Source organism: Dactylosporangium sp. NPDC051541 (genome assembly GCF_044454505.1).
Classification (GTDB): Bacteria; Actinomycetota; Actinomycetes; order Mycobacteriales; family Micromonosporaceae; genus Dactylosporangium.
The window spans coordinates 16,282-39,228 of record NZ_JBITDU010000011.1 but is presented as its reverse complement, the minus strand read 5'-3'; the positions used below and the strand labels follow the sequence as shown (position 1 = coordinate 39,228).

Annotated in this window: 17 protein-coding genes and 2 pseudogenes; 12 read left to right on the top strand and 7 right to left on the bottom strand. The window is 71.8% G+C overall.

Annotation, left to right across the window (positions count from 1 at the left end; genetic code table 11):
• Positions 1-115: 115 nt before the first annotated feature.
• Positions 116-481, bottom strand: a pseudogene (locus tag ACIA8L_RS38375) (WhiB family transcriptional regulator); the annotation flags it as partial.
• 180 nt (positions 482-661) lie between these two features.
• On the opposite strand from ACIA8L_RS38375, the gene ACIA8L_RS38370 reads away from it, so the two are divergent.
• Positions 662-1,426, top strand: coding sequence for a LuxR C-terminal-related transcriptional regulator (locus ACIA8L_RS38370; RefSeq protein WP_395912385.1), 765 nt, complete (start codon positions 662-664; stop codon positions 1,424-1,426).
• A 64-nt stretch (positions 1,427-1,490) separates the two neighbouring features.
• Here the strand turns inward: ACIA8L_RS38370 and ACIA8L_RS38365 are convergent, their stop codons facing one another.
• Positions 1,491-1,883 carry a DUF5319 domain-containing protein gene (locus ACIA8L_RS38365; protein WP_395912384.1) on the bottom strand — a complete coding sequence of 131 codons (393 nt, stop codon included), beginning with the start codon at positions 1,881-1,883 and terminating at the stop codon, positions 1,491-1,493.
• A 122-nt stretch (positions 1,884-2,005) separates the two neighbouring features.
• Here ACIA8L_RS38365 and guaB point away from each other — a divergent pair, with 122 nt between their 5' ends.
• Positions 2,006-3,505 (top strand): IMP dehydrogenase, encoded by a 1,500-nt coding sequence (guaB, locus tag ACIA8L_RS38360; protein ID WP_395912383.1) that lies wholly within the window; start codon positions 2,006-2,008, stop codon positions 3,503-3,505.
• Positions 3,506-3,548: 43 nt separating this feature from the next.
• Positions 3,549-4,667, top strand: a complete 1,119-nt coding sequence (locus tag ACIA8L_RS38355) for a GuaB3 family IMP dehydrogenase-related protein (RefSeq protein WP_395912382.1) — start codon at positions 3,549-3,551, stop codon at positions 4,665-4,667.
• A gap of 408 nt (positions 4,668-5,075) precedes the next feature.
• Here the strand turns inward: ACIA8L_RS38355 and ACIA8L_RS38350 are convergent, their stop codons facing one another.
• Both ACIA8L_RS38350 and ACIA8L_RS38345 read right to left on the bottom strand, forming a co-directional pair.
• The gene (locus tag ACIA8L_RS38350; protein ID WP_344616054.1) at positions 5,076-5,489 is read right to left on the bottom strand and encodes a roadblock/LC7 domain-containing protein; all 414 of its coding nucleotides are present in this window, start codon (positions 5,487-5,489) and stop codon (positions 5,076-5,078) included.
• A 2-nt stretch (positions 5,490-5,491) separates the two neighbouring features.
• The gene (locus tag ACIA8L_RS38345; RefSeq protein WP_395912381.1) at positions 5,492-8,182 is read right to left on the bottom strand and encodes a nitrate- and nitrite sensing domain-containing protein; all 2,691 of its coding nucleotides are present in this window, start codon (positions 8,180-8,182) and stop codon (positions 5,492-5,494) included.
• 318 nt (positions 8,183-8,500) lie between these two features.
• Here ACIA8L_RS38345 and ACIA8L_RS38340 point away from each other — a divergent pair, with 318 nt between their 5' ends.
• Positions 8,501-9,760: an ABC transporter substrate-binding protein gene (locus ACIA8L_RS38340; RefSeq protein WP_395912380.1), complete on the top strand. Its 1,260-nt coding sequence runs from the start codon at positions 8,501-8,503 to the stop codon at positions 9,758-9,760.
• A 333-nt stretch (positions 9,761-10,093) separates the two neighbouring features.
• Here ACIA8L_RS38340 and ACIA8L_RS38335 read toward each other — a convergent pair whose 3' ends face one another.
• Entirely contained in the window at positions 10,094-11,335 is a 1,242-nt protein-coding gene (locus ACIA8L_RS38335) for a hypothetical protein (protein WP_395912379.1), read from the bottom strand.
• A gap of 131 nt (positions 11,336-11,466) precedes the next feature.
• On the opposite strand from ACIA8L_RS38335, the pseudogene ACIA8L_RS38330 reads away from it, so the two are divergent.
• From ACIA8L_RS38330 to ACIA8L_RS38310, 5 genes and pseudogenes are all read left to right on the top strand, one after another.
• Positions 11,467-11,646: pseudogene (locus tag ACIA8L_RS38330) on the top strand (cholesterol oxidase); the annotation flags it as partial.
• On the top strand, positions 11,643-13,196 hold the full coding sequence (gene guaA, locus ACIA8L_RS38325) for a glutamine-hydrolyzing GMP synthase (protein WP_395912378.1): 1,554 nt from the start codon (positions 11,643-11,645) through the stop codon (positions 13,194-13,196). The pseudogene ACIA8L_RS38330 and the gene guaA, both read left to right, overlap by 4 nt.
• 105 nt (positions 13,197-13,301) lie before the next feature.
• A complete protein-coding gene (locus tag ACIA8L_RS38320; protein WP_395912377.1) occupies positions 13,302-14,237 on the top strand; it encodes an NUDIX domain-containing protein in 936 nt (311 codons plus the stop codon).
• 5 nt (positions 14,238-14,242) lie between these two features.
• Entirely contained in the window at positions 14,243-14,956 is a 714-nt protein-coding gene (locus ACIA8L_RS38315) for an NUDIX hydrolase (RefSeq protein ID WP_395912375.1), read from the top strand.
• A gap of 293 nt (positions 14,957-15,249) precedes the next feature.
• A complete protein-coding gene (locus tag ACIA8L_RS38310; RefSeq protein ID WP_395912865.1) occupies positions 15,250-16,221 on the top strand; it encodes a CDP-alcohol phosphatidyltransferase family protein in 972 nt (323 codons plus the stop codon).
• 453 nt (positions 16,222-16,674) lie between these two features.
• On the opposite strand, the gene ACIA8L_RS38305 is transcribed toward ACIA8L_RS38310, so the two are convergent.
• Positions 16,675-17,334: a response regulator gene (locus ACIA8L_RS38305; protein ID WP_395912373.1), complete on the bottom strand. Its 660-nt coding sequence runs from the start codon at positions 17,332-17,334 to the stop codon at positions 16,675-16,677.
• A complete protein-coding gene (locus ACIA8L_RS38300; RefSeq protein ID WP_395912372.1) occupies positions 17,331-18,689 on the bottom strand; it encodes a sensor histidine kinase in 1,359 nt (452 codons plus the stop codon). Before ACIA8L_RS38300 ends, ACIA8L_RS38305 begins: the two co-directional genes overlap by 4 nt.
• Before the next feature lie 124 nt (positions 18,690-18,813).
• On the opposite strand from ACIA8L_RS38300, the gene ACIA8L_RS38295 reads away from it, so the two are divergent.
• The 3 genes from ACIA8L_RS38295 to ACIA8L_RS38285 all read left to right on the top strand — a co-directional run bounded on the left by ACIA8L_RS38295 (position 18,814) and on the right by ACIA8L_RS38285 (position 22,810).
• Positions 18,814-21,045 carry a PspC domain-containing protein gene (locus tag ACIA8L_RS38295; RefSeq protein ID WP_395912370.1) on the top strand — a complete coding sequence of 744 codons (2,232 nt, stop codon included), beginning with the start codon at positions 18,814-18,816 and terminating at the stop codon, positions 21,043-21,045.
• Positions 21,042-21,284 carry a hypothetical protein gene (locus tag ACIA8L_RS38290; RefSeq protein ID WP_395912368.1) on the top strand — a complete coding sequence of 81 codons (243 nt, stop codon included), beginning with the start codon at positions 21,042-21,044 and terminating at the stop codon, positions 21,282-21,284. Before ACIA8L_RS38295 ends, ACIA8L_RS38290 begins: the two co-directional genes overlap by 4 nt.
• A 272-nt stretch (positions 21,285-21,556) precedes the next feature.
• On the top strand, positions 21,557-22,810 hold the full coding sequence (locus tag ACIA8L_RS38285) for a phosphatidylserine decarboxylase (protein ID WP_395912366.1): 1,254 nt from the start codon (positions 21,557-21,559) through the stop codon (positions 22,808-22,810).
• Positions 22,811-22,947: the final 137 nt, after the last annotated feature.

Below are 22,947 nucleotides of genomic sequence, written 5' to 3'. Positions count from 1 at the left end.
GGGAGTTTCCGGCCGACACCTGAGGGCGGCGCTGTGAAGGCACGCCCGGCGCGGGGTGCGTCGGGCCCGGGCGGCCCGGCACGGCGCGCAGCGGCTGCTGAGCGCCCGCGTTCGGGGCCGGCATGGGCGGGGTCGGGCGCAGGCCCAGCTTGGCCTCCAGGCGCGCGACGTCGACCCGGGTGTGGCGGCGGTCCGCCGCCTCCTCCCAGCCCAGGGCCAGCAGCCGGAGCCGCTCGCCCTCGGTGAAGCCGCCCCACACGCCGTAGGGCTCGCGCGTGGTCAACGCCTGGGCGGCGCACTCCGCGCGCACCGGGCAGGCCCGGCAGACGTTCTTGGCGGCCGTTTCCCGGCGGCCTCGCGACGCTCCGCGCTCACCGTCCGGGTGGAAGAACTGGGCGCTGTCCCGCCCGCGGCACAGGCCGAGTCGCTGCCAGTCCCAAATGTCCGCGATTGGACCGGGCAGGCGAGTAACATTCGTCATTCGCTCCTCCTTCCAGGCGTGTGGCCTGGAATTCGTGCGTTGCACAATCTCTGTACAACGCGCGAGACCGCCACAGGTAACGGCATGTCGTCGGTCAATTTCTCGTAGGCCAATCGCGGCGAAACCGCGTCTAGATCTCGCCTTTTCGTGTTTCTCTCTACGAGAGAGAGGAGCACGACGGTGCGTACGATTTTGGTGTGTGTGCGAACACAGGTCGCGGCACAGACGGTCGCCGCAGCCGCGGCCAGGCTGGGAGTGGCACACGCGGTGCGGACCGCCGTCACGATGGTCGAGGCCCTGGCGCGTCTTTCCGAGCAGCCGGCCGACCTGGTGCTGGCGGACCCGACGCTGGCCCGGCCCGACAGTGCGGAGTTCTCCCGCCGCGTGCTGGCCGTGGCGCCGGGCGCGACGGTGGTCTTCTTCGGCACGGAGGAGCCCCGGGCGGCCGCCGCGGCGATCGCGGCCGGCGCGCGGGCGGTCATCCGCGTCGACACGGCCGACCCGGTCACGACGCTGGCCAAGGCGGTGCTGCTGGTGCTGAGCCAGGTCGGCCGCGGCGGCAACGGCGAGCCGGTGCTGCAGGCCCGGATGGGCGCGCCGACCCAGGCGGCGGGCGGCATGATGCAGGCGGGCCGTGGGCTTCCGCCCGGCGCGGCCAGGACCGCGGTCGGGGTGCCCGGTGCCCGGGTGACCGGTGCGGGTGTGCCGACCCAGCGCGGCGACGTCCCCGGCGAGCCCCCGCGGCGGCGGGTCGAGCTCACCGAGCGCGAGCTGCAGGTGCTGCGCGGGATGGCGGACGGCAAGAGCAACGCCGAGATCGGCCGCGAGCTCTTCGTCTCCGAGGACACGGTCAAGACGCACGCTCGCCGGCTGTTCCGGAAGCTGGGAGCACGTGACCGGGCACACGCCGTAGCGGCGGCGTTCCGAGCCGGGCTCGTGAGCTAGCGGGGGCCATCCGGGGCATGCCGCAGCGGTACCCGCCGCACGGCAAACCTAAACGACGAGCAGTTCAGCTTTCGCCGTCGTCGGTGGCACTCGCCAGCGCGTCGTGGACCCCGTCAGCGTAACCCCGCGCGTACTCCCATGTGACGTAATGGTCGGGGTCGGGGTCGAAGGCGGGCTCGTGCACGCGCGGACGACCGGACGTGAGCAGGTGTTTCAGGTTGCCCCGCAGCAGATCCCAGTCGAAATAGTGCGGTTCGTGGCAGTCCTCACACTCGATCACGAGCCCACGCACGCCGATCGCCGTGAGCAGCGCCTGGTAGATCTCGAGGTCCGCAAGGTCCTCGAGAACGTCCTGGCGCTCGGCGGCCGTCAACGGGTCTTCGCTTCCGCTGTCGTCGAGCTCGGCCGAGGGATCGGCCGGGTCGCCGGCGAACGGGTCGATGGGCTCTTCGTGCACGCCTCAACGGTAGACCTTTTCGGCCCCGATGTGGGCCCGGGCACGGCTCTGCCATGGCGGACGGGTGCGCCGCCGGGGCGGAAGTACGATGAGACGCACCCGCCGGACGACCGAGAGCTGGGATGCGCTTCATGGATTTCTCGCGACCTGACGTGCTGCCTTTGGGCCTGACCTTCGACGACGTGCTGCTGCTTCCGGGCGAGTCGGACGTCGTCCCGAGCGCCGTGGACACGTCGAGCCGGGTCACCCGGAACATCACCCTCCGGATACCACTGGTGTCCTCCGCGATGGACACCGTGACCGAGGCCCGGATGGCCATCGCCATGGCCCGCAACGGCGGCATCGGCACGCTGCACCGCAACCTGTCGATCGACGACCAGGCCACCCAGGTCGACCTGGTGAAGCGCTCCGAGGCCGGCATGGTGACCAACCCGGTGACCTGCTCGCCCGACGACACGCTGGGCGAGGTGGACCGGCTCTGCGGCCGCTACCGGATCTCCGGCGTGCCCGTGACCGACGCCGACGGCCAGCTCGTGGGCATCGTCACCAACCGCGACATGCGTTTCGTGTCCGACCCCAACATCCGGGTCCGCGAGATCATGACCGTCGCGCCGCTGATCACCGCCCCCGTCGGGGTGAGCAAGGACCAGGCCCTGGCCCTGCTGCGCCAGCACAAGGTCGAGAAGCTGCCGATCGTCGACGGCGCCGGCAAGCTGCGCGGCCTGATCACCGTCAAGGACTTCTCCAAGAGCGAGAAGTTCCCTCACGCGACCAAGGACGAGGCCGGCCGGCTGCGCGTCGCGGCCGCGGTGGGCGTGGGCGAGGACTCCTACAAGCGGGCCCGCACGCTCATCGACGCCGGCCTCGACATCGTCATGGTCGACACCGCCCACGGCCACAACCGCCAGGTCGTGGAGATGGTCCAGCGGCTGAAGAAGGAGACGTCGGTCGACGTCGTCGGCGGCAACGTGGCCACCTACGAGGGCGCCAAGGCACTCGCCGAGGCCGGGGCCGACGCGGTCAAGATCGGCGTTGGGCCGGGCTCGATCTGCACCACCCGGGTCATCGCCGGCGTGGGTGTGCCGCAGATCACGGCCATCATGGAGGCCTCCAAGGCCTGCGCCCCTCTGGGGGTGCCGGTCATCGCCGACGGCGGCATGCAGTATTCCGGTGACATCGCCAAGGCCATCGCGGCCGGCGCCGACACCGTCATGCTGGGCAGCCTCCTGGCCGGCTGCGAGGAGAGCCCCGGCGACCTGATCTTCATCAACGGCAAGCAGTTCAAGACCTACCGCGGGATGGGCTCCCTCGGCGCCATGCAGTCCCGCGGCCAGGCCCGCTCCTACTCCAAGGACCGCTACTTCCAGGACGACGTCAACTCCGACGACAAGCTCGTCCCCGAGGGCATCGAGGGCCAGGTCGCCTACCGCGGCCCGCTCGCCTCGGTCGCGCAGCAGCTGGTCGGCGGTCTGCGCTCCGGCATGGGCTACGTCGGCGCGGCCACGGTCCCGGACATGCACGAGCGCGGCCGGCTCATCCGGATCACCGCCGCGGGGCTCAAGGAGAGCCACCCGCACGACATCCAGATGACCGTCGAGGCCCCGAACTACCACTCGCGCTAGATACTTGTGCGCGAAGTTCACCCCGGATTAACAGGAGCTGACAATGCGTGACGTGGTCGAGATCGGGCTGAGCAAGAGCGCCCGGCGGGGGTACCACCTGGACGACATCGCGATCGTCCCGACGCGCCGCACCCGCGACGTCGACGACGTGTCCACGAACTGGCAGCTCGACGCCTACCCGTTCAAGATCCCCTGTGTGGCCCACCCGTCCGACGCCACGATGAGCCCGGCCACCGCCGTCGCGCTCGGCCGGCTCGGCGGCCTCGGCGTGCTCAACGTCGAAGGGCTCTGGACCCGCTACGCCGACCCGACCAAGATCCTGGAGGAGCTGGCCGGCCTCGACGACGAGTCACCGGCCACGCACCGCCTCCAGGAGGTCTACGCCGAGCCGATCAAGCCCGAGCTGATCGGCGAGCGGGTCAAGGAGATGCGCGACGGCGGCATCACCGTCGCCGTGCGCGTCTCGCCGCAGCACACCCTCGCGCTCGCCCCGGTGATCCTCGACGCCGGCGTCGACATCCTGGTCATCCAGGGCACAGTGGTCTCGGCCGAGCACGTCTCGATCAGCGACGAGCCGCTCAACCTCAAGGAGTTCATCGCCGACCTCGACCTGCCGGTCATCGTCGGCGGCTGCACCAACTACCAGACCGCCCTGCACCTGATGCGCACCGGCGCCGCCGGCGTCATCGTGGGCATCGGCGCCGACGAGTGGTCGACCACCGACCGCGTCCTGGGCATCCGGGTCCCGATGGCGACCGCCATCGCCGACGCCGCCGACGCCCGCCGCGACTACCTGGACGAGACCGGCGGCCGCTACGTGCACATCATCGCCGACGGCAACATCCAGACCTCGGGCGACATCGCGAAGGCCCTCGGCTGCGGCGCCGACGCGGTCATGGTCGGCGAGCCCCTGTCCCGCAGCGAAACCGCCCCGGCCGGCGGCGCCTGGTGGCACTCGGCGGCGAGCCACCCGAAGCTGCCGCGCGGCTCCTTCGGCTCGGCCGAGCCGACGCTGGGCACGCTGGAGAAGGTCCTCTACGGCCCCTCCGCGGACCCGGACGGCGCGCTGAACCTGTTCGGGGGGCTGCGGCGGGCGATGGCGAAGTGCGGGTACCGCGACCTGAAGGAGTTCCAGAAGGTCGGTCTGATTCTCGACAAATAGCTTATTTTCATGAAAAAAGGGGCCTTCGGGCCCCTTTTTCATTGCCCGAGCAGCGCCAGGTCGCGCGTTGCATGCCGGGCGCCGCTCGGTCTGGCCGCTACGCAGGGCGCTGCGCGTGCCGCCATGCCGTGTGCTGCTGCGTGCCGGGCGTCGCTCGGTCTGGCCGCTGTGTCGGGCGCAGCGTGCCGGGCGCCGCTCGGTCTGGCCGCTGTGTGCCGGGCTCCGCCGGGTCTGGCCGCTATGTCGGGGCTGTGCGTTCGCTATGTCGGGTGCTGTGTGCCGGCTGCGCTCGGACTGCCGATATGTCGGGCGCTGCGCGCCGCGCTTCGCTCGACATATCGGATTTTTCGCCCGACGGGGTATTCGCTGAGCTTGTGGCGATCTCAGGCACCGATCTTGGGGCGGTGACTACCTGGGAAGCGCCTGCTGCAGTTCGGCCCGCAGCGCCGGGGTCAGCATCTCGCCGGCCTGTTTGGCCAGCCGGGCCATCTCGTAGCCGACGACGCCGATGTCCGCCTCGCGGCCGGCCAGGGTGGCCAGGATCGAGCCGTCGCGGATCGACATGACCAGGAAGAAGCCCTGGCCCATCTCCACCACGGTCTGCTTGACCTCGTCGCCGTCGAAGATCCGGGCGGCGCCGCTGGTGACGCTGACCAGGCCCGACGTGACCGCGGCCAGCTGGTCGGCGCTGTCACGGGGCAGATGGTCGGAGACGGCCACCAGCAGGCCGTCGGAAGAGACGACAACAGCATGGGCGATGCCGGGCACCCGCTCGGTGAACGCGTTGATCAGCCAGCTCAGGTCCCGTGCTTGTTGGCTCAGGGTCACGCCGTGCTCCCTCGATGTTCGTTGATCGGCACCGTGGGGACCTCGTCCTCGTTCGCGGCCCGATGCACGCCACTGTAGAACCGGGTGAGCATGCTGCCCACGCTGGCCGGGTCCGGCTCGGTGTGCGGCACGTTGACCGGCTGGGTATCCTCCGGCGCCGGGATCGGCTCATTGGGGTCGCCGGGCAGCTGGGCGAGCGGGACCCGGATCGGCAGGCCCGCGTTGCTCGTGCCGGCCGTGACCGGCTCACGCTGGGCCGGGATCTTGATGGCCGGCTTCGGTGCCTCGCCGCCGCCACCGCCGCGCGACCACCAGCGCGTGCCCTTCCCGGCCGGGGCGGGCGCGCCGTTGGTGCCGCGCGCCGCCGCTCCGATGATGTCCTCGGCCCGGGCCGGTCGGGGTTTCGCCCCGTTCGCCGGGCCGCCGTTCGGTGAGACCGGAGCGGCCGAGACGGGGACCGCCGAGACCGGGGCGGCCGAGACGGGAGCCGCCGACACCGGGGCGGCCGAAACCGGCACCGCCGACACCGGCACCGCGGAGATCGGGGCCTCCTGCGGCACCGGCGGCGCCGCGACCGCGGGCACGTCGGAGTCCACCTCGTCGTCCGCCGGTTCGGCGCCGTTGGAAGGTCCGGCCGTCAGCGCGGGCAGCACCGTGGTCGGCGTGTCCGAGACGGGCTCGGCGGGGGTGACCGGGGTGGCGACACCGTCGACCGGGATCGGCAGGCGGGCGGCGGCCCCGGCGAGCCGGCCGGCCGCGTTGTTGCCGTAGAGCCCGACGCCGTCGGGCGCGCTGGCCAGCAGGCGGGCGGGCAGCGTGACGTACGCCGTGACCCCGCTCTCGTTCGCCGTCAGCCGCACCGACACGCCGTGCCGGTCGGCGAGGTGGCCGACCACGACCAGACCCATCCGCTCGGAGGCGGCCACGTCGATCGCGATCGGGCTGGACACGCGCTCGTTCGCCTCGATGAGGCCGGACTCGGTCATGCCGATGCCCTTGTCCTCGATGACGATCGTGGCCTCGCGGGCCTGCTGGGCCGGCCAGCCGGTGACCGTCACCACCGTGTCCGGCGGCGAGAACGTCGTCGCGTTCTCCAGGAGCTCGGCGAACAGGTGGACGACGTCGGAGACCGCGTGGCCGACGATGAACACGTCATTGGACACGTCATGACGGATCCGGGCGTACTGCTCGATCTCCGCCATCGCCGCCAGCATGACGGCGGACAGGGACACCGGCTGGGCCCACCGCCGGGTCGCCTCACTGCCCGCGAGGACCAGCAGGTTTTCGTCGTTGCGGCGCATGCGGGTGGCCAGGTGGTCCAGCCGGAACAGGTTCGCCAGCTGGTCCGGGTCGGTCTCGGCCGACTCCAGCTGGTCCAGCAGCTGCAGCTGGCGCTCGACCAGCGTCTGCGACCGGCGGGCCAGGTTGACGAACATCGAGTTGACGTTGCGCCGCATGACCGCCTGCTCGACGGCCAGGCTGACCGCGCTGCGGTGCACGGCGGTGAACGCGTCCGCGACCTCGCCGATCTCGTCCGACGAGCGGACCCGGGTCGTCGTGTCGACCGTGACCGTCTCGCCCCGCGGCAGCGTCCGCAGCCGCTGGATCGCCTCGGGCAGGCGGTGCTGGGCCACGTCGAGGGCCTGGGCCCGCAGCTGGCGCAGGGAGCGGGCCATCGACCGGCCGATGAGCCAGGACAGCAGCAGCGCCAGGAGCATGACCAGGACGATCGCCGAGGTGGCGACGATCGCGTTGGTCCGCTGGGTGCTGCTCCGGTCGCCGGCGCCCTTGATCGCGTCCTCGAGCATCAGCTGCTCGATGCTGCGGACGTACTCCAGCTCCTGCGTGCTGGCCCGCCACCAGTCCTCGGCGGAGACGCCGACCGCGGCGCCCCGGGCCCGGGAGATGATGTCCTGCTGGAGCCGGGCGACGGTGGAGACCGCGGACTGGCGCAGGTTCTTGTCGTAGATGGCCAGGTGCCGCGGGCTGGCCGAGCTGCGGAACCGCTCGACCGCGGCGATCTGCCGGGCCTGGATCTCGGAGAACGTCTCGAAGTCGTCGGGGGCGAACTTCCCGGCGCTGGCCGCGGCGAAGATCCGCCCGCGCAGCTGGTCCTTGAGCTCCTTGGCCTGCGCGAGGTCCATGAGCGAGGCGACCTCGGAGACCGACTGGGAGTCGCCGCCGATGTCGGGCCGGTCCGGCACCAGCTCGAACAGGTGCTGGATGGTGATCGAGAACTGGTCGAAGACCGCTTCCTCACGCAGCCACCGGTGGGCGACGCCGTCGCGGACCAGGCCGAGGTCGGTGAAGTCGGCGGTCATCCGGTTCTGCACGCCGCTGAAGATCGGGTTGCGCAGCAGCGGGCGGGCCTGCTCGGAGAAGGCGCGCAGGGAGGCGTCGGTCCCGGCCTGGCTGGAGGCGAGGTCGTCGGCGGCGGGATTCGGGCCGGACGGCTGGGTGCCGGTGTTCGACTTGGCAATAAATCCGACCGTTCGGTCCCTCTCCAGCTGCAACTGGTGGATCAGATCGGTCAGCTGGCGGCCGACCTTGACCCCTTGGGCGAACTGGTCCAGCTTCGTCGCGTCCTGCACCGAAACGTTGATCTGGACGCCGGCGATCACCAGGAAGGCGACGGCCGGCAGCACGAGCACGGCCGCGAGTTTCGTGGGCACGCGCCAGTCGCGCACCCGGAAAAGAGATGCGCTGCGCCGTTGCGGTTCCCCCGGCCGCCGACGGCGATGGCTGTTCACCTTCATCACGACGGCTGGAGCCCTCGTCGAAGGCGGCGTAGCGAAGGTCTGCACCCCTCCACACCTTTCGCATGCGTCATCGCGCTGCTGAGCAGCGTGCGGGACTTATCAAACCAGGGTTGGGGCGACTGGCCAACCGCGTCACAGTGGCGCAGGTCACAATACTCGAAGCCGGACACCGGACTTGCTAGCCATAGACCAGACGGGAAGGATACGGCCGTCCGACCAGCAACGCTTCACAAGGAGTCATACGCCGTGCTCACCCGGGGCCTCCGGCCCGCAGTGACCGCCATCGTGCTGGCGTCGGCGTTACTCATGTCGGCGTGCACCGGTGACCAGAAGCCGACCGCGACCGCACCCACGAGCGTCGCCATCGGCCTGCTCGTGCCGACCAGCGGCCCCAACGCGCAGCTCGGCCAGCAGGCCACCCTGGGCGCCAAACTCGCCGTCGAGGTGGTCAACCGGGACATTCCGACCAAGCCGCTGCCGCTCCCGCTGGGTGCCGGCGTCGGCCTGCGCAACGGGACCAAGCTGACGCTGCTGACCGGCAACACCGAGAGCGCGCCGGAGAAGATCGAGAAGGAGGCCGGCAAGCTCATCGACGACGGTGCCGTCGGCCTGGTCCTCGCCGACACGATCGACGTGGCCCTGGCCACCAGCCGGGTCGCCGACCTGCAGGGCGTCTCCCTGGTCGACGGGCTGAGCACCTCGGACACCTTCGGCGATCTCAACCGCACCGGGCACTTCCGCATCCAGCCGACCGACCGGCGGGAAGTCACCACCGCGCTCGACCTGCTCTACCGGCAGAAGGGCACGGACAAGCAGATCAAGCGGATCGTCACCGCGGCCGGCTCGCCCACGGGCCCGCTCGGCGACCAGGTGAACAGCCTCAAGACCTCGATCGAGGACCTCAGCCAGGCCGCCGGCTACGACGTGGCCGGCAAGGACAAGATCCTGCCGCTCACCGGCAGCGAGGCCGGCCAGCCCAACGGCCAGGTGCAGAAGGGCGACGCGGTCATCGCCGTCGTCACCAGCCCGGCCGAGGCGGGCGCGGCCAACGACCTGGCCGTGAAGCTCAAGGGCACCGCGCCGGTGATCGCGGTCGGCCCGGCCGTCGCCGCGCTCGACGCCGTGAAGAACCCGACCGCGCTGCGCGCCTCCGGCTGGTCCAGCGAGTTCGCCGCCCGCAACCCGATCGCCCAGGTCATCGGCGCGATGTTCGAGCAGGCGTTCCACACGAAGCTGACCGAGGTGGCGGCGGACGCGTTCATGGCCACCCTGACCCTGGCCCTGGCGATGGACCAGTCGGTGGACTATTCCAAGCAGGCCGTCCGCAACGCCGTGCAGCAGCTCAACCTGCCGGCCACGCAGACGATCATGCCGTGGAACGGGGTCCGCTTCGACGGCAACGGCGTCAACCAACTGGCCGGCGGGGTCGTGGAGCTGCGGACCCAGAACGGCTACGCGCTCATCCACCCGGCCGAGCTCGCGATCACGCCGACGTCCGCGCTCTAAGCGCCGCTTCCGCGCACCGGCGGTGTCGTGGAGCAGCGCCCCGGGAACGGCCGCGCGCTCATCCACTTCGCCGAGCTTGCGCACTCCGCCGACCTCGCGATCACGCGGGCGGCGGCGCTCTGAGCGTCGCCTCCGTGCCCTGAGCGCCGCTCCCGCGCACCGACGGCAAATCGCTCCTCACAAGCCGCAGAAGCCGCAAAAAACGCTCAAGGCGCAGAAGTCACGCAACACGAAATAATACGAAATAACCGATAAGTCGTGGCGCGGAGCGCCCGACTTATCGAGAGCGAGAGCAAGAGCGCAACCAGGCGAGCGGTCGGCCAGGTGGGTGGTTCAGCCCAGGTGGGTGACGAGCGCGCCGGGGTCGCTGCGGACCAGTTCGTTGAGGTCCAGGACGTCGCCGGAGGTGGGCTCGACCAGGCGGCGCGGCAGGAGGGGGTGTTCGCGACGCCAGCCCTTGCGGAGCAGGGCGTACTCCACGACGACCGCCAGCAGCGCCGCGCCCATCCACGGTGGTGGTGTTTCCGCGGAGGGGTCGGGGTCCGGGGGTAGGCCGCGCCGGGCCCGCTCCACGTCGACGGGGCGGCGCAGCAGTGTGCCGGCGAGCTCGTCGCGGCCGTCCGGGGGGCGGCCGAGGACGTCGTTGACGGCTTCTACGTACTGCCGCGCCCGGCGTTCGACGTCCGGGAGGTAGGCCTCGACGGGCAGGTCGGCCAGGCGGACCCACGGGTCGGTCGAGTCGGGCAGGACGGCGGCGGCGAGGGTGCGCTGGGCGGCCGGGCCGAGGTCGTCCAGGTGTACCGCGTCCGGGTCCAGGGTGACGAGCGGGCCGCCGGCGGGGGCGCGTAGCTCTTCGGCTAGGCCGGGGTGGCGGGCCGCCAGGTCGTCGGCGGCCGGTTTGATCCTTGGTGCGCCCCACCGGTCCAGCCGCAACCGCCACGCCTGGTGCAAATCCTCGGCCCGCACGATCGCCGTGGTCGGGAGGGAGCCGGTGTCAAGGGTTGGTGCGGTGCCGGAGGCCAGGGGGGCGGCGGCGAAGGCGGCGAACGCGGCTTCGGTCGCGGCCGCTTTGAGCAGGGCCCGGGCGGCGTCCTCGACGGCTGAGAGGCCGCCGCCGGCGGCGGTGATCGCGGCGGCGTCGCGGACCTGTTCGGCCTCGGCCAGCAGCGCCTCGGTGGCGGCCAGCAGGCGGGCGTGCCGGGCGGCGGCCTTCTCCGAGTGTGCGGTGTGGCGGCGGGCGTTGAGCAGGTCGCGGACCAGGTCGGGGTGGCGCGACGGTGGCAGCGCCAGCTCGTGGGTGAGCAGGACCCGCAGCTGGTCGGCGGACAGGCCCCAGACCAGCGGCAGGCCGATGACCAGGACGCCGCCGTCGGTCCGCACGGTGGCCGGGCCGCCGATGTGCACCGAGTGCGGCGGTGGCGCGTCGGCGAACTTCAGTGCGTCGAGCACCACGGAGTGCAGCGCCGCGTGATGTGCGGCATCGACGGCCGGGAGCGGGGGTGGCGACGATGTGTGATCGCCATCCAGCAGCCGGCGACCACGCCAGACGGGCAGCCCGCCGGGAAGTCTCGCCATAGTTGACCAGTCTGCCGCAAATGACCGCCGAAACCGAAGGGGCTTCCGGCCAAGTTACCGGTGAGTCACTATCGGACATGCGCTACGACGTTCGCCGGCGACGAGTTTTCCGAAGGCGTCGTCAACGGCGCCCGTCGCTGACGATCGCCGCCCAGGCCGAGCGGGCGGCGTCGATGTGGCCCGACAAGGGCGAGCCGGATCCGCGCCCGGACCTGGGGGAGCCCTACCGTCCGGTCGCACCGATACCTCCGTCACGTCCCGCGGTCCCGGCGGAGGCTCCGGCCGCTCTCCGACTACCCTTTGCGACATGACCACGCCGCCGCCAGTGCTCGTCGTCGACTTCGGTGCCCAATACGCGCAGCTGATCGCCCGCCGGGTGCGGGAGGCCGACGTGTATTCGGAGATCGTGCCGAGCTCGATGCCGGTCGCCGAGCTGCTGGCCAAGCGGCCCGCGGCGATCATCCTGTCCGGCGGCCCCTCGTCGGTCTACGAGGAGGGCGCGCCGCAGGTCGACCCGGCGCTGTTCACGGCGGGCGTCCCGGTCTTCGGCATCTGCTACGGCTTCCAGGCGATGGCCGTCGCCCTGCGCGGTGAGGCCGCCCACACGGGCAACCGCGAATTCGGGGGTACTGCCCTGACGATCGCCGGCGGCGGTGGCGTCCTGCTGCGGGATCTCGAGGCCGAGCAGTCGGTCTGGATGAGTCACGGGGACTGCGTGACCGCCGCCCCGGCCGGCTTCACGGTCACCGCCGGTTCGCCGGGTGCGCCGGTCGCCGCGTTCGAGGACACCGGGCGCCGCCTGGCCGGCGTGCAGTTCCACCCCGAGGTCGCGCACACCCCGCACGGCCAGGAGATCCTGCGCCGCTTCCTCTACGACATCGCCGGCCTCGAGCCGACCTGGACGTCGAGCAACATCATCGACGAGCAGGTGGAGGCGATCCGGGCCAAGGTCGGCGCCAAGCGGGTCATCTGCGGCCTGTCCGGCGGCGTCGACTCCGCGGTCGCCGCGGCCCTCGTTCACAAGGCCGTCGGTGACCAGCTGACCTGCATCTTCGTCGACCATGGCCTGCTGCGTGCGGGCGAGGCCGAGCAGGTCGAGAAGGACTATGTCGCCGCGACCGCGATCAACCTGAAGGTCGTCGATGCGTCCGCGACGTTCCTCGGCGCGCTGGCCGGCGTCACCGACCCGGAGCAGAAGCGCAAGATCATCGGTCGCGAGTTCATCCGCACGTTCGAGGCCGCCGCCCGCGAGCTCGACGCCGAGGACCACGTCGAGTTCCTCGTGCAGGGCACCCTCTACCCGGACGTGGTCGAGTCCGGTGGCGGCACCGGCACCGCCAACATCAAGTCGCACCACAACGTCGGCGGGCTCCCCGACGACCTGCAGTTCCAGCTGGTCGAGCCGCTGCGGACGCTGTTCAAGGACGAGGTCCGCCAGATCGGCGCCGCGCTCGGCCTGCCCGAGGAGATCGTCATGCGCCACCCGTTCCCGGGGCCGGGCCTGGCGATCCGGATCATCGGCGCGGTCGACGAGGAGCGGCTGGAGATCCTGCGCGCGGCCGACCTCATCGCCCGCGAGGAGCTCACCGCGGCCGGGCTGGACCGCACCGTGTGGCAGTTCCCGGTCGTGCTGCTGGCCGACGTCCGCAGCGTCGGCGTCCAGGGCGACGGCCGCACCTACGGGCACCCGATCGTGCTGCGCCCGGTCTCCAGCGACGACGCCATGACGGCCGACTGGTCGCGGCTGCCGCACGAGCTGATCGCCAAGATTTCGACCCGGATAACAAACGAGGTCCGGGAGGTCAACCGCGTGGTCGTGGACGTTACGTCCAAGCCGCCCGGCACAATTGAATGGGAGTGACCCGGCTGCCTCCCCGGCCACCCACCCTGGCAGGAATAATTCACTCAACACTTCAGGGTGTCTGACCTCTTGTCACGGCCGCCAAAAGCCGGACAATTTATCTCCGTGACTCCAGCGTTACAACCGCTGCGGCGCATCGCGGCTTACTGCGTGTGCACCGACGGCGACACCGTGCTACTTGTGCGGGCCTCGGCCAAGTCCGGGACGCCCGGCGTCTGGTCGCTGCCCGGCGGCGCCGTTGACCACGGTGAGAACCCGGTCGACACCGTCGTGCGGGAGACCGCCGCCGAGACCGGGCTGTCCGTCGCCGTGGTCAAGCTGCGCGACGTCCTGGCCGACATGCGCGCGCTCCCGGCCCGCGAACTGACGATCCACACCGACCGGCTCATCTACGAGGTCACGGTCCGCGGCGGCGCGCTGCGCGACCGGGTCGGCCAGCCCACCGACCTCGCCCGCTGGGTCACGCTGGAAGAGGCCAAGCAGTTGCCGCTGCGCCGGTTCACCGCCGACGCGCTCGGTCTGCCGGAGGCGGCGGCCGATATACGACCGGACGGTACCCCCCAAATCCCTTCGTTCTATGCGGTGCCCGGCCCCGACGGGCTGCACCGGGCCCAGCGCTTCGCCGCCTATGCGGTCTGCACCGACCGGCGCAACCGGGTCCTGCTCACCCGCATCTCCGACGGATACCCCGGCGGCGGCTGCTGGCACCTGCCCGGCGGCGGCACTGACTTCGGCGAGCAGCCCGGCGTGGCGCTCATCCGCGAGCTCGTCGAGGAGACCGGCCAGGAAGGCAGGATCGTCGAGCTGCTCGGCGTGGCCAGCCATCGCGACGCCGCCCAGCTCGGCCCCGAGGGCTACCCCATCGACTGGCACGGCGTCCGCGCCTTCTACCGCGTCCAGGTCGCCCGCTCCAGCCGCCCGGTGATCCACGACGTCGGCGGCTCGACCGCCGAGGCCCGCTGGTTCGACCCTGAGGAGCTCGACGAACTGCCGCTGACCGAGGTGACCGAGGAGGCCCTTCGCGGGGTCGGCCTACGCTGATCACCATGACGCAGACACGGGTGATCACCGTCTACGGCCGGCTGCCGGACGCGGCCGAGGAGATCGGCGGCCCGATCCGGCACGGGGAAAACCCCGCGTCCGCCGTGGTCCGGCTGTTCCGCGAGCGCTCCGGCACACCGGTTGTGGTTTCGGGGGTACACGCTGTGCTCGCACTGATCACAGACGATCTCCATGAGGATCGCGTCGTGTTCGATGTCGTCCCCGCTTCGGGGGAGTCGGTGGCCGATGCCTTCGTCGAGGCCCGGTCCGACCTCCCGAAGGGCCAGCGGTTCGCCGCCTACGGCCTCGTCACCGACCCGGCCGGCCGGGTCCTGCTCACCCAGATCGCCCAGGGCTTCCCCGGCGCCGGCCGCTGGCACCTGCCCGGGGGCGGCACCGACGTCGGCGAGCAGCCGGCCGATGCGCTGCTGCGGGAGCTGTACGAGGAGACCGGTCAGCGCGGCGAGATCGTCGAGCTGCTCGGGGTGACCCACCGGCGCAGCTCGGGGCTCGTGGGGCCGGAGGGGTACCCCATGAACTGGCACGCCGTCCGCGCCCTCTACCGGGTGCTGGTGCGTGAGCCGTCGCCACCGAGCGTGACGGAGGCGGTCGGCGGATCGACCGCCGGGGCGGCCTGGTTCGAGCCGGACGAGCTGTCCGGTCTGACCGTCACGGAAGTGGTCCAGTGGGCGGCGGGACGGCCCGCATCGGGGGAGTGACGAGCGTCGTTAAAATGGACTAGAGGTTAACCGAATTACTACACTGAGTAGTTCCACGACTCGTCCTTCCCGGCGGTTTCCTACCTGAGGCATCGCCAAGCGCGACCTGATATGAGACCGTGTAGATCGCGAGACCTACTCGCGAACCGGACAACGAGGGTCAAAAGGCCCCGGAAAAACGGACCGTGGGAACCTCGTTCCTACATGGAGGATCAGTGCCGAGCACACCTTGGCAGCGACGACGCACCACGGACAGCCCGCGCCCCGGTGGCGGACGGCAATGGGCGGGACGGCTGCGACGCAGCGGCTCGCTCGCCCGTCAGGTGCTCTTCGCCGGACGAGTCGGCCGCCGCGGCGAAGGCAACGTTGCCGGCGCCACCTCGCTGCTCGTGCCCGCTGCGGAGACCGACACCCGCACCGGCCGCGTCCGCCTGCCCCGCCTGCGGATGCGCCGTCGTGACGGACTGTCACGGGACCTGACCACGCTGGCCCCGATCAGCCCCCCGGTCGTCCCCGCCGCGCCGGTAGCTCCCCACGTCGACGACGAGCCCGCCCAGCTCGCCATCCCACTGCTCCCCGGCGAGCGCACAATCGCCCGCCGCATCCGCTTCGCCCTGGTCAACGCCTGCACCCTGAGCAGCCTCATGCTCGGCCTGTCGGCCATCTTCATCGCCGTCAACCAGGGCGACGTGCGGGCGGCCGCGGCCCTGCTCATCGCCTGCGTCGTCTTCGACGGCCTCGACGGCTTCCTGGCCCGCCGCCTGGGCGTGGCCAGCCCGTTCGGCGCGCAGATGGACTCGCTGGCCGACATGTGCTCCTTCGGCCTGGCCGCCCCCGTGGTCGTCTACGCCTGGCTCAACGGCTCCGCCCCCGGCTGGTTCCTGGTCCCGGCCTGCGCCCTCGTGGCCGCGGCCGCCGCGATCCGCCTGGCCCGCTTCAACGTCTCCCCGAAGGACGGCCGCTTCTTCTGCGGCGTCCCGACGACCATGTGCGCGGCCGTCCTGGCCCTGGGCACCCTGATCGCCCCGGAAATGCCGGCCGCCCTCCGCATCGCCGGCGTGGTCCTGCTCGGCCTGGCGATGGTCTCCAGCTTCCCCTACGCGAAACTGGCCCGCCTCCTGAAACTCCCGCCGTGGCTGCTGGTCCTGCCGGTGATCGGCGCCTTCGTGAACTACCGTGTCACCTTCGTCGTGGTGGTCCTGGCCTACCTGATCAGCGGCCCGCTCCTCTGGCTGAAGCACCGCAACGACAACCAGCCCGCGTAGCCCCTCACGCCAGTATCTGGGCCCCCGCTTCCCGCACGTTGGGGAACGGGGGCCGTCTGTTGCCAAGGGCGGAAGAGCCGGAGCAATTGCATTGCTCGGGTCCGCGTGACTCGCGGTCCGCTCCTCCCGCGAGGCCCCGGTCGGCGCCGGGGCGCCTCCCTTCCGACTTCGCCGAGTGAAAGGAAGAAGCATCGGCCCTGGCGGGCCTCAAACGCCCGCCCACCGGGCGCACCGACCGACCTGCGCTCCTGGGGACTGTTCACCGGCCGCACGAAGCGCGACCCGACCCCGAGGAAACCCCCACGACAGCCGCGCGCCGCAACGTCCCGCCGCCGCCGCACGCGCCCGCATTCCGAACCCACGGCGCCAAGACCAAGCCCCCGACGACAAGGCAGCGCAGTCGACAGTGATCCGCATCGTTGCCGGGCGCTTCAACCCAAGAGCAGCGACAGCTCAGACCAGGCGGCGGTCGGCGGCCCAGCGGGAGAGCTCGTAGCGGTTCGACATCTGCAGCTTCCGCAGAACATTCGACACGTGCGTCTCGACGGTCTTGATGGAGATGAAGAGCTCCTTCGCGATCTCCTTGTACGCGTACCCCCGAGCCAGCAGTCGTAGCACCTCGCGCTCCCGGTTGGTCAGCTGGTCCAGTTCCGGGTCGGCGACGGGGGTGTCGGGGCGGGCCGCGAACGCGTCGAGGACGAAGCCGGCGAGGCGGGGGGAGAAGACGGCGTCGCCGTCGGCGACGCGGCGGATGGCGTCGGCGAGCTCGTCCGGGGAGATGGTCTTGGTGACGTAGCCGCGGGCGCCGGCGCGGATCAGGCCGATGACGTCTTCGGCGGCGTCGGAGACGGAGAGGGCCAGGAAGCGCACGTTGGGGTGGGTGCGGCGCATGGCGTCGAGGACGGCGCGGCCGCCGCCGTCGGGCATGTGGACGTCGAGGAGGACGACGTCGGGCTCGAGGGCGGCGATCTTCTGGACCGCCTCGGCGACCGCGCTGGCCTCGCCGATCACGTCGACGTGCAGGCCGAGTTCGGCGCGGACGCCCGCGCGGAACATCGCGTGGTCGTCGACCAGGAAGACGCGCAGGCGCGGGGTGGTCTCGTCGGTGCTCATCGCTCTCCGCTTTCACTAGAACCAGCCGCTGAAGCCGAAGCCGAACCAGTCGCTGAACCCGAACCAGTCGCTGAAGCCGATGCCGTCGCCGGGGCCGATGTCGCCGAAGCGTGCTTGCGGCGCTTGGCCTCGGTGTCGATCGGCATGTGCAGGCGCACTTCAGTGCCTTCGCCGGGGGTACTGCGAATCTCCGCCCGGCCACCGTGACGCTGCATGCGCAGGATGATCGAGCCACGCACCCCGTGCCGATCATCGTCCACGGCGGCCAGGTCGAAGCCGGCGCCCCGGTCGCGGACGAAGACGCTGACGCAGTCGGGTTCGACCTCGGCGTACAGCGAAATCGTCTGCACTTTCGCATGTTTGGCCGCGTTGACGAGCGCCTCCCGGGCCGCGGCGACGATCGCGCCGACCTTCTCGTCGACGTCGACGTCACCGACGACGACGGTCTCGACCGCGATCGCGAACGTGTCCTCGACCTCGGCCGACGCCTCTTCGAGGGCGGCGCTGAACTTCTCCATGGGCGAGGCGGTCGGCTTGTAGAGCCAGTTGCGCAGCGTCCGCTCCTGCCCCCGCGCCAGCCGCTGGACCTCTTTGACGTCGCCGGCGTTGCGCTGGATGAGGGCGAGCGTGTGCAGCACCTGGTCGTGGATCATCGCGGCCAGCTCGGCCCGCTCCTGCTCCCGGACCCGGGCCTCGCGCTCGGTGCTGAGCTGGGTGAACATCCGGTACAGCAGCGGCGCCAACGCCAGCCCGACGCCCGCGAGGGCCACGGCGGCGAAGCCGAGCCCGTAGCCGATCGAGGAGAACGGCACCCCGCGCAGCGGCACGCCGACCACGAACACGCCGATGATCCCGGCGACCACGAGCAGGCCGCCGCCGACGAACCGCACCAGGTAGGACTTGCGGTTGGTGTCCATCACCGCGCCCAGCCACGGCATCCCGGGCACGGCCGCCGACCAGCGCTCGCGGCGTTTCGGGTCGGCCTGGTGCCAGATGATGCCGGCGCCGAGGGCGATGACCGCGGCGAGCCAGCCGATCACCGCCGAGACGCCCGTGCGGCCGTCGGGCTGCAGCATGAGCCGCAGGACCACGATGCCGACGCCGAGCGCGAGGAACGAGAACAGCTGGTTGACGTTGCGCCCGCCGCCCCGCCCGTGCGGTGGCATCGGCAGGACCGCCCAGAACGCGGCGTAGAGCAGCGCACCGAGCCCGTTGAACGCGGCGAGCACCACGAACGCCACGCGCACCAGCACCACCGACGCACCGAGATGCGCGGCGAGGCCGGCCGCGACGCCTCCGACGACCCGGTCGGCGGGTTCGCGATACAGGCGGCGGACGGGGAACGGGCTGCTCACCTCCGAATCGTCACACGGATGCGGGACACAAAACCACTCCGAGAGGCCCGGAGCCGCAGAATCAGGGTGCCGTCAGGGTCGATGCCGGAGGCGGCGGCCCCGTCCGTCCGCGAGCATTGACGGCATGACGAACCCGCCCGCCGCCGACGAGCCGGCCGCCAACGCCGCTTCCCGTGGCGCCGGCGATGCAAAACCGGACGATTCGGGTGCACAGCCCGAGCCCCGCCCAGCCGCCGAAGACTCCCACGACGCCGAGTCGAAGACCAAAGACCTGGACGCTTCGGGGGTACGGCCTGAGCCCCGCCCCGTCGCCAACACCCCCGACGACGAGCGGGAAGAGCCGCCGACCGCTCCGAGCTTCGAGGCCGACTACACCCCACCGGGCCCGCCGGCCACGCTCGACTGGCCCGCTGAGACCACAGACGAGCACGCCACCGTGAGCGAGCACGCCATCACCGAAGAGCACACCGCCGCCAAGACCACGCCCGAGCCGTTGTCGGACGAGCACGCCACGGACGAGCAGGCCGCGGACGAGCAGTTCGCCGCCGCCACCGCCGCACCGCCGCCCTCGACCGCTTGGGACGCTCCTCCGCCTCCGCCGTCGACTGGTGGGGCCACACCGCCACCACCTGGAGGCATGCCGCCCGGCGCGGGGATGCCCGGCGCTGGAATGCCCGGCGGAGGGATGCCCGGCGGAGGGATGCCCGGCGGAGGGATGCCGCCTGGTGGGATGCCCGGTGGTGGGATGCCGCCGCCGTTCGGAGCGCCGCCGCCGCCGTTCGGGGCCGGGTTCAACCGGGCCCTGCTCGTCCGGCCGCAGCAGGGCCGCTACGTCGCCGGTGTCTGCGCCGCCATCGGCCGCGCCACCAACACCGACCCCACCCTCTGGCGGGTGATCTTCGCCGTGCTGACGCTGGCCGGCGGGGTGAGCATCGTCGCGTACCTCCTCGGCTGGCTCCTGCTGCCCGCCGAGGGTGACACCGGCTCCCCGCTGGAGGCCCTGCTCGGGCGCGGCCGCTCCGGCACGTCGGCGCCGCTGGCGATCGCGATCGGCGTGTTCGCGGTGCTCGCGTTCCTGCTGGTCATGTCCCAGAACTTCGGGGCCGCGCTGGTCGGCCTGGCCGTCGTCATCGGCGTGGTCGCGCTGGTCGTGCGCGGTCAGGGCAACAATCAGCAGGCGCCGCCGCCGGGGCCGTACGTGCCGCCGCCCATCCCGAACCCGGCTCCGGGCCAGTTCGCGACCACGGGCGCGCCGTTCGGTGCACCGCAGTACCAGCCGGGGCCCGCGCCTTCGTTCGGCCCCATGTCGTTCGGCGCGCCGTCGTTCGGCGCCCCGCCACCGCGCCCGACGGCGCCGACCGCACCTGGAGGGTTCGAGATGGCCGACGCCCCCGAGGCGCCCGAGCCGCGGCCGGGCAGCGTGGGCACGACGGCTGACCTGGGTGACGACCGGGCCGACGAGCCGGGGCCGCCGCTGATCCCGCAGGCCGCCGCCTACGCGGAGCCGAAGGCGCCCACCGGCCTGTCGTTCCCGCCGGTGCCCCCGATGCCGGCGTTCCCGCCGGTGCCGCCCCTGCCGCCGGTCCCGCCGATGCCGGGCAGTGCCCCGTCCGGATACCGCCCGCCGTTCGCGCCGCGCGGCCCGTTCGCCGGCAGCCCCTACGCCGCGAGCCTCGGCTACCCGCCGGGTCCTCCGGGCGCGCCCTATCCGGGGCTGGGACCGGTGCCGCGGGTGAAGAAGCCGAAGGAGCGGTCGCGCCTGGGCCGGATCACGTTCTCGCTGATCCTGCTGTCGCTCGGGGTGCTCGCGGCGCTCGAGGTGACCGTGGCCGATTTCAAGACGAGCACCTTCTTCGCAGTACCACTGGCAATCACCGCTCTTGGTCTGATCACCGGAGCCTGGTTGGGGCGGGCCCGGGTGCTGATCCTGCTCGGGGCGGTGCTGAGCATCGCCTTGGCGATCGCGACCGCGGCGGCGGACGTGGCCATCCCGCGCAGCACGGCCAACATCTACATTGCTCCGACGACGTTCGAGGAGCTGCGGGACGAGTACTCGACCGACATCGGCGACGTCAGCGCCGACCTCACCGAGCTCAACTTCACCGCGCAGGAGATGCCGACGGTCATCTCGTTCCACGTCGGGGCGGGCGACATGCGGATCACGGTGCCGGCGAACGTGGACGTGACGGTCAACGTGCGCGTCCAGGCCGGCGACTGCCAGGTCTTCGACACGCAGTGCGGCGGGTTCAAGCAGTCGACGACGGTCACCGACTACGGGGCCGACGGCCAGGGCAAGGGCGGCCAGCTGACCCTCGACCTGGACACGCAATTCGGTGATGTGAGGGTGACCCGATGAAGCCACACCGTCTGGACGGCGTCTCGCTGACGTTCGGACTGATCTTCCTGGGAATCGTGGTGGTCTGGCTGTTCAACCAGGCCGTCTCGGTCAACTTGAACGCCGGCTGGATCGTGGCCGTCGGCCTGATCCTGTTCGGAGGGCTCGGCCTGCTGGGGGCACTGCGCTCGGACAAACCGCAGCGCGGCAAGGCCGAGTCGAACGGCGATGGGCTCGACTACGACCTGGACGCCGACTGACCCGGATGGGGGCCGGGATGACCGGGCTCGGGCGGGGGCCCGGCGCGGTCGGTTCGGTGAAGCTCAGCGGGGGGCTGGGCGGACGGCTCGGGTGGGGGACCTGAGCCGATCGGGTTCGGGCGGGGGGCCCGGGCCCGCGAGCCAAGGATGTGGAACGGCTCATCGCGGCACGGAATATGCTGGCCGACGGGGTTCATGCCCCGTCGGCCGGCTTGCGTTCGCGGGCCGAGTCCCTGAGCGACCATGACAACCTTTTGAGGAGCCCTTCCGAGATGACCCAGCTTCCCGTTGGCGGCACGTCCGGCGCCTCCCGCCGCCCGACCCAGATCGGTGACCGGGCCGCCCGGGTCCTCGCCTCCGAGCTCGCCCGCCACGGCGGCCCGAAGACCGGCCTGGTGATCGGCGCGGCCGCCGGCTCACCGGCCCTGGCCGCGGTGATCGACGCACTGCTGCCCGACGACCGGCTGACCGTGGTCGGCTCCGGCCCGGGCGGGGCCGCGGCCCTGCGCGAGCACGTGGAGCGCCAGGGCCGCTGGGTCGTCGAGCGCACCCGGGTGATCGACTCGATCGACGCCGCCGACCCCGCCGACGTGGTGATCCACGCCGAGGCGCTGACCGGCGGCGCCGAGGAGGCCCGCGAGGTGCTCGCCGGCCTGGCCAAGCTGGTCGCCGACGGCGGCGTGCTCACCGTCGTGGTGCCCGCGACCCGGCTGCCCAGCGGGGCCGCCGACGAGGTCGAGCGGCAGGCGGCGCTGTACGGCGTCGGCAGCGACCTGGTCCTGCGCAACGTCCCGCCGGTCCGCGTCCACCGGCTCCGGCTCACGCCCGCCCACCACAGCGCGGCCGCCAACCTGCTCCCGGCGCTGCGCCCGTCGAGCGTTCCGCTGACCCGCGGCATGAACATCGACTCCAACGGCGTCGCCGCGGCCGGCATCGCCCTGGGCCTGGCCGCGCTGGCCAAGGCGGCCCGCCCGAAGTCGAAGCTGTGGCTGGTCCCGGCCCTGGCCGCGGCCCCGGTGGCGGCGTTCTTCCGCGACCCGCAGCGCGACGTGCCCGACGACGCGACCGCGATCGTGGCCGCCAGCGACGGCAAGGTCCTCGGCGTCGAGCGCATGCACGACGAGCGCTTCGGCGACATGGAGTTCCTCCGCATCGCCGTGTTCCTCTCGGTCCTGGACGTCCACGTCAACCGCTCCCCCGTGGCCGGCAAGGTCGTCGACTACTTCGTCGAGGACGGCGGCTACGCGGCCGCGATGAAGCCCGAGGCGGAGCACAACGTCGCGGCCTACACGCTGCTCGAGACCGCACACGGCCCTGTAGCGGTGGTCCAGCGCACGGGCCTGATCGCCCGCCGCATCGTCCAGCGCGCCCCGATCGGCTCCCTGCTGGCGAAGGGCGAACGCTTCGGCCTGATCCGCTTCGGCTCCCGCACCGACGTCTACCTCCCGGCCGACAAGGCCACCCCCGAGGTAGCCCCCGGCGACCGAGTCGTAGGCGGCCGAACCGTCATCGCCACCTGGCACTAGCCCACCCGACCTGCGCCGCCGCCCTCAACCGCAGCGGCGCAGGTCGGCCTTGCACCCCGGCCGGCCGGCAACCAGCCGGTGCTTCTTCCTTTCGCTCGGCGGAGTCGGAAGGGAGGCGCTCCGGCGCCGACCGGGGC

Excerpts from the sequence above, each read along its gene's own strand:
- ACIA8L_RS38335 (WP_395912379.1), bottom strand. The coding sequence starts at position 11,335 with ATGGCGAGACTTCCCGGCGGGCTGCCCGTCTGGCGTGGTCGCCGGCTG.
- ACIA8L_RS38355 (WP_395912382.1), top strand. The coding sequence starts at position 3,549 with ATGCGTGACGTGGTCGAGATCGGGCTGAGCAAGAGCGCCCGGCGGGGG.
- ACIA8L_RS38305 (WP_395912373.1), bottom strand. The coding sequence starts at position 17,334 with ATGAGCACCGACGAGACCACCCCGCGCCTGCGCGTCTTCCTGGTCGAC.
- guaB (WP_395912383.1), top strand. The coding sequence starts at position 2,006 with ATGCGCTTCATGGATTTCTCGCGACCTGACGTGCTGCCTTTGGGCCTG.
- ACIA8L_RS38285 (WP_395912366.1), top strand. The coding sequence starts at position 21,557 with ATGACCCAGCTTCCCGTTGGCGGCACGTCCGGCGCCTCCCGCCGCCCG.
- ACIA8L_RS38295 (WP_395912370.1), top strand. The coding sequence starts at position 18,814 with ATGACGAACCCGCCCGCCGCCGACGAGCCGGCCGCCAACGCCGCTTCC.
- guaA (WP_395912378.1), top strand. The coding sequence starts at position 11,643 with ATGACCACGCCGCCGCCAGTGCTCGTCGTCGACTTCGGTGCCCAATAC.
- ACIA8L_RS38315 (WP_395912375.1), top strand. The coding sequence starts at position 14,243 with ATGACGCAGACACGGGTGATCACCGTCTACGGCCGGCTGCCGGACGCG.
- ACIA8L_RS38290 (WP_395912368.1), top strand. The coding sequence starts at position 21,042 with ATGAAGCCACACCGTCTGGACGGCGTCTCGCTGACGTTCGGACTGATC.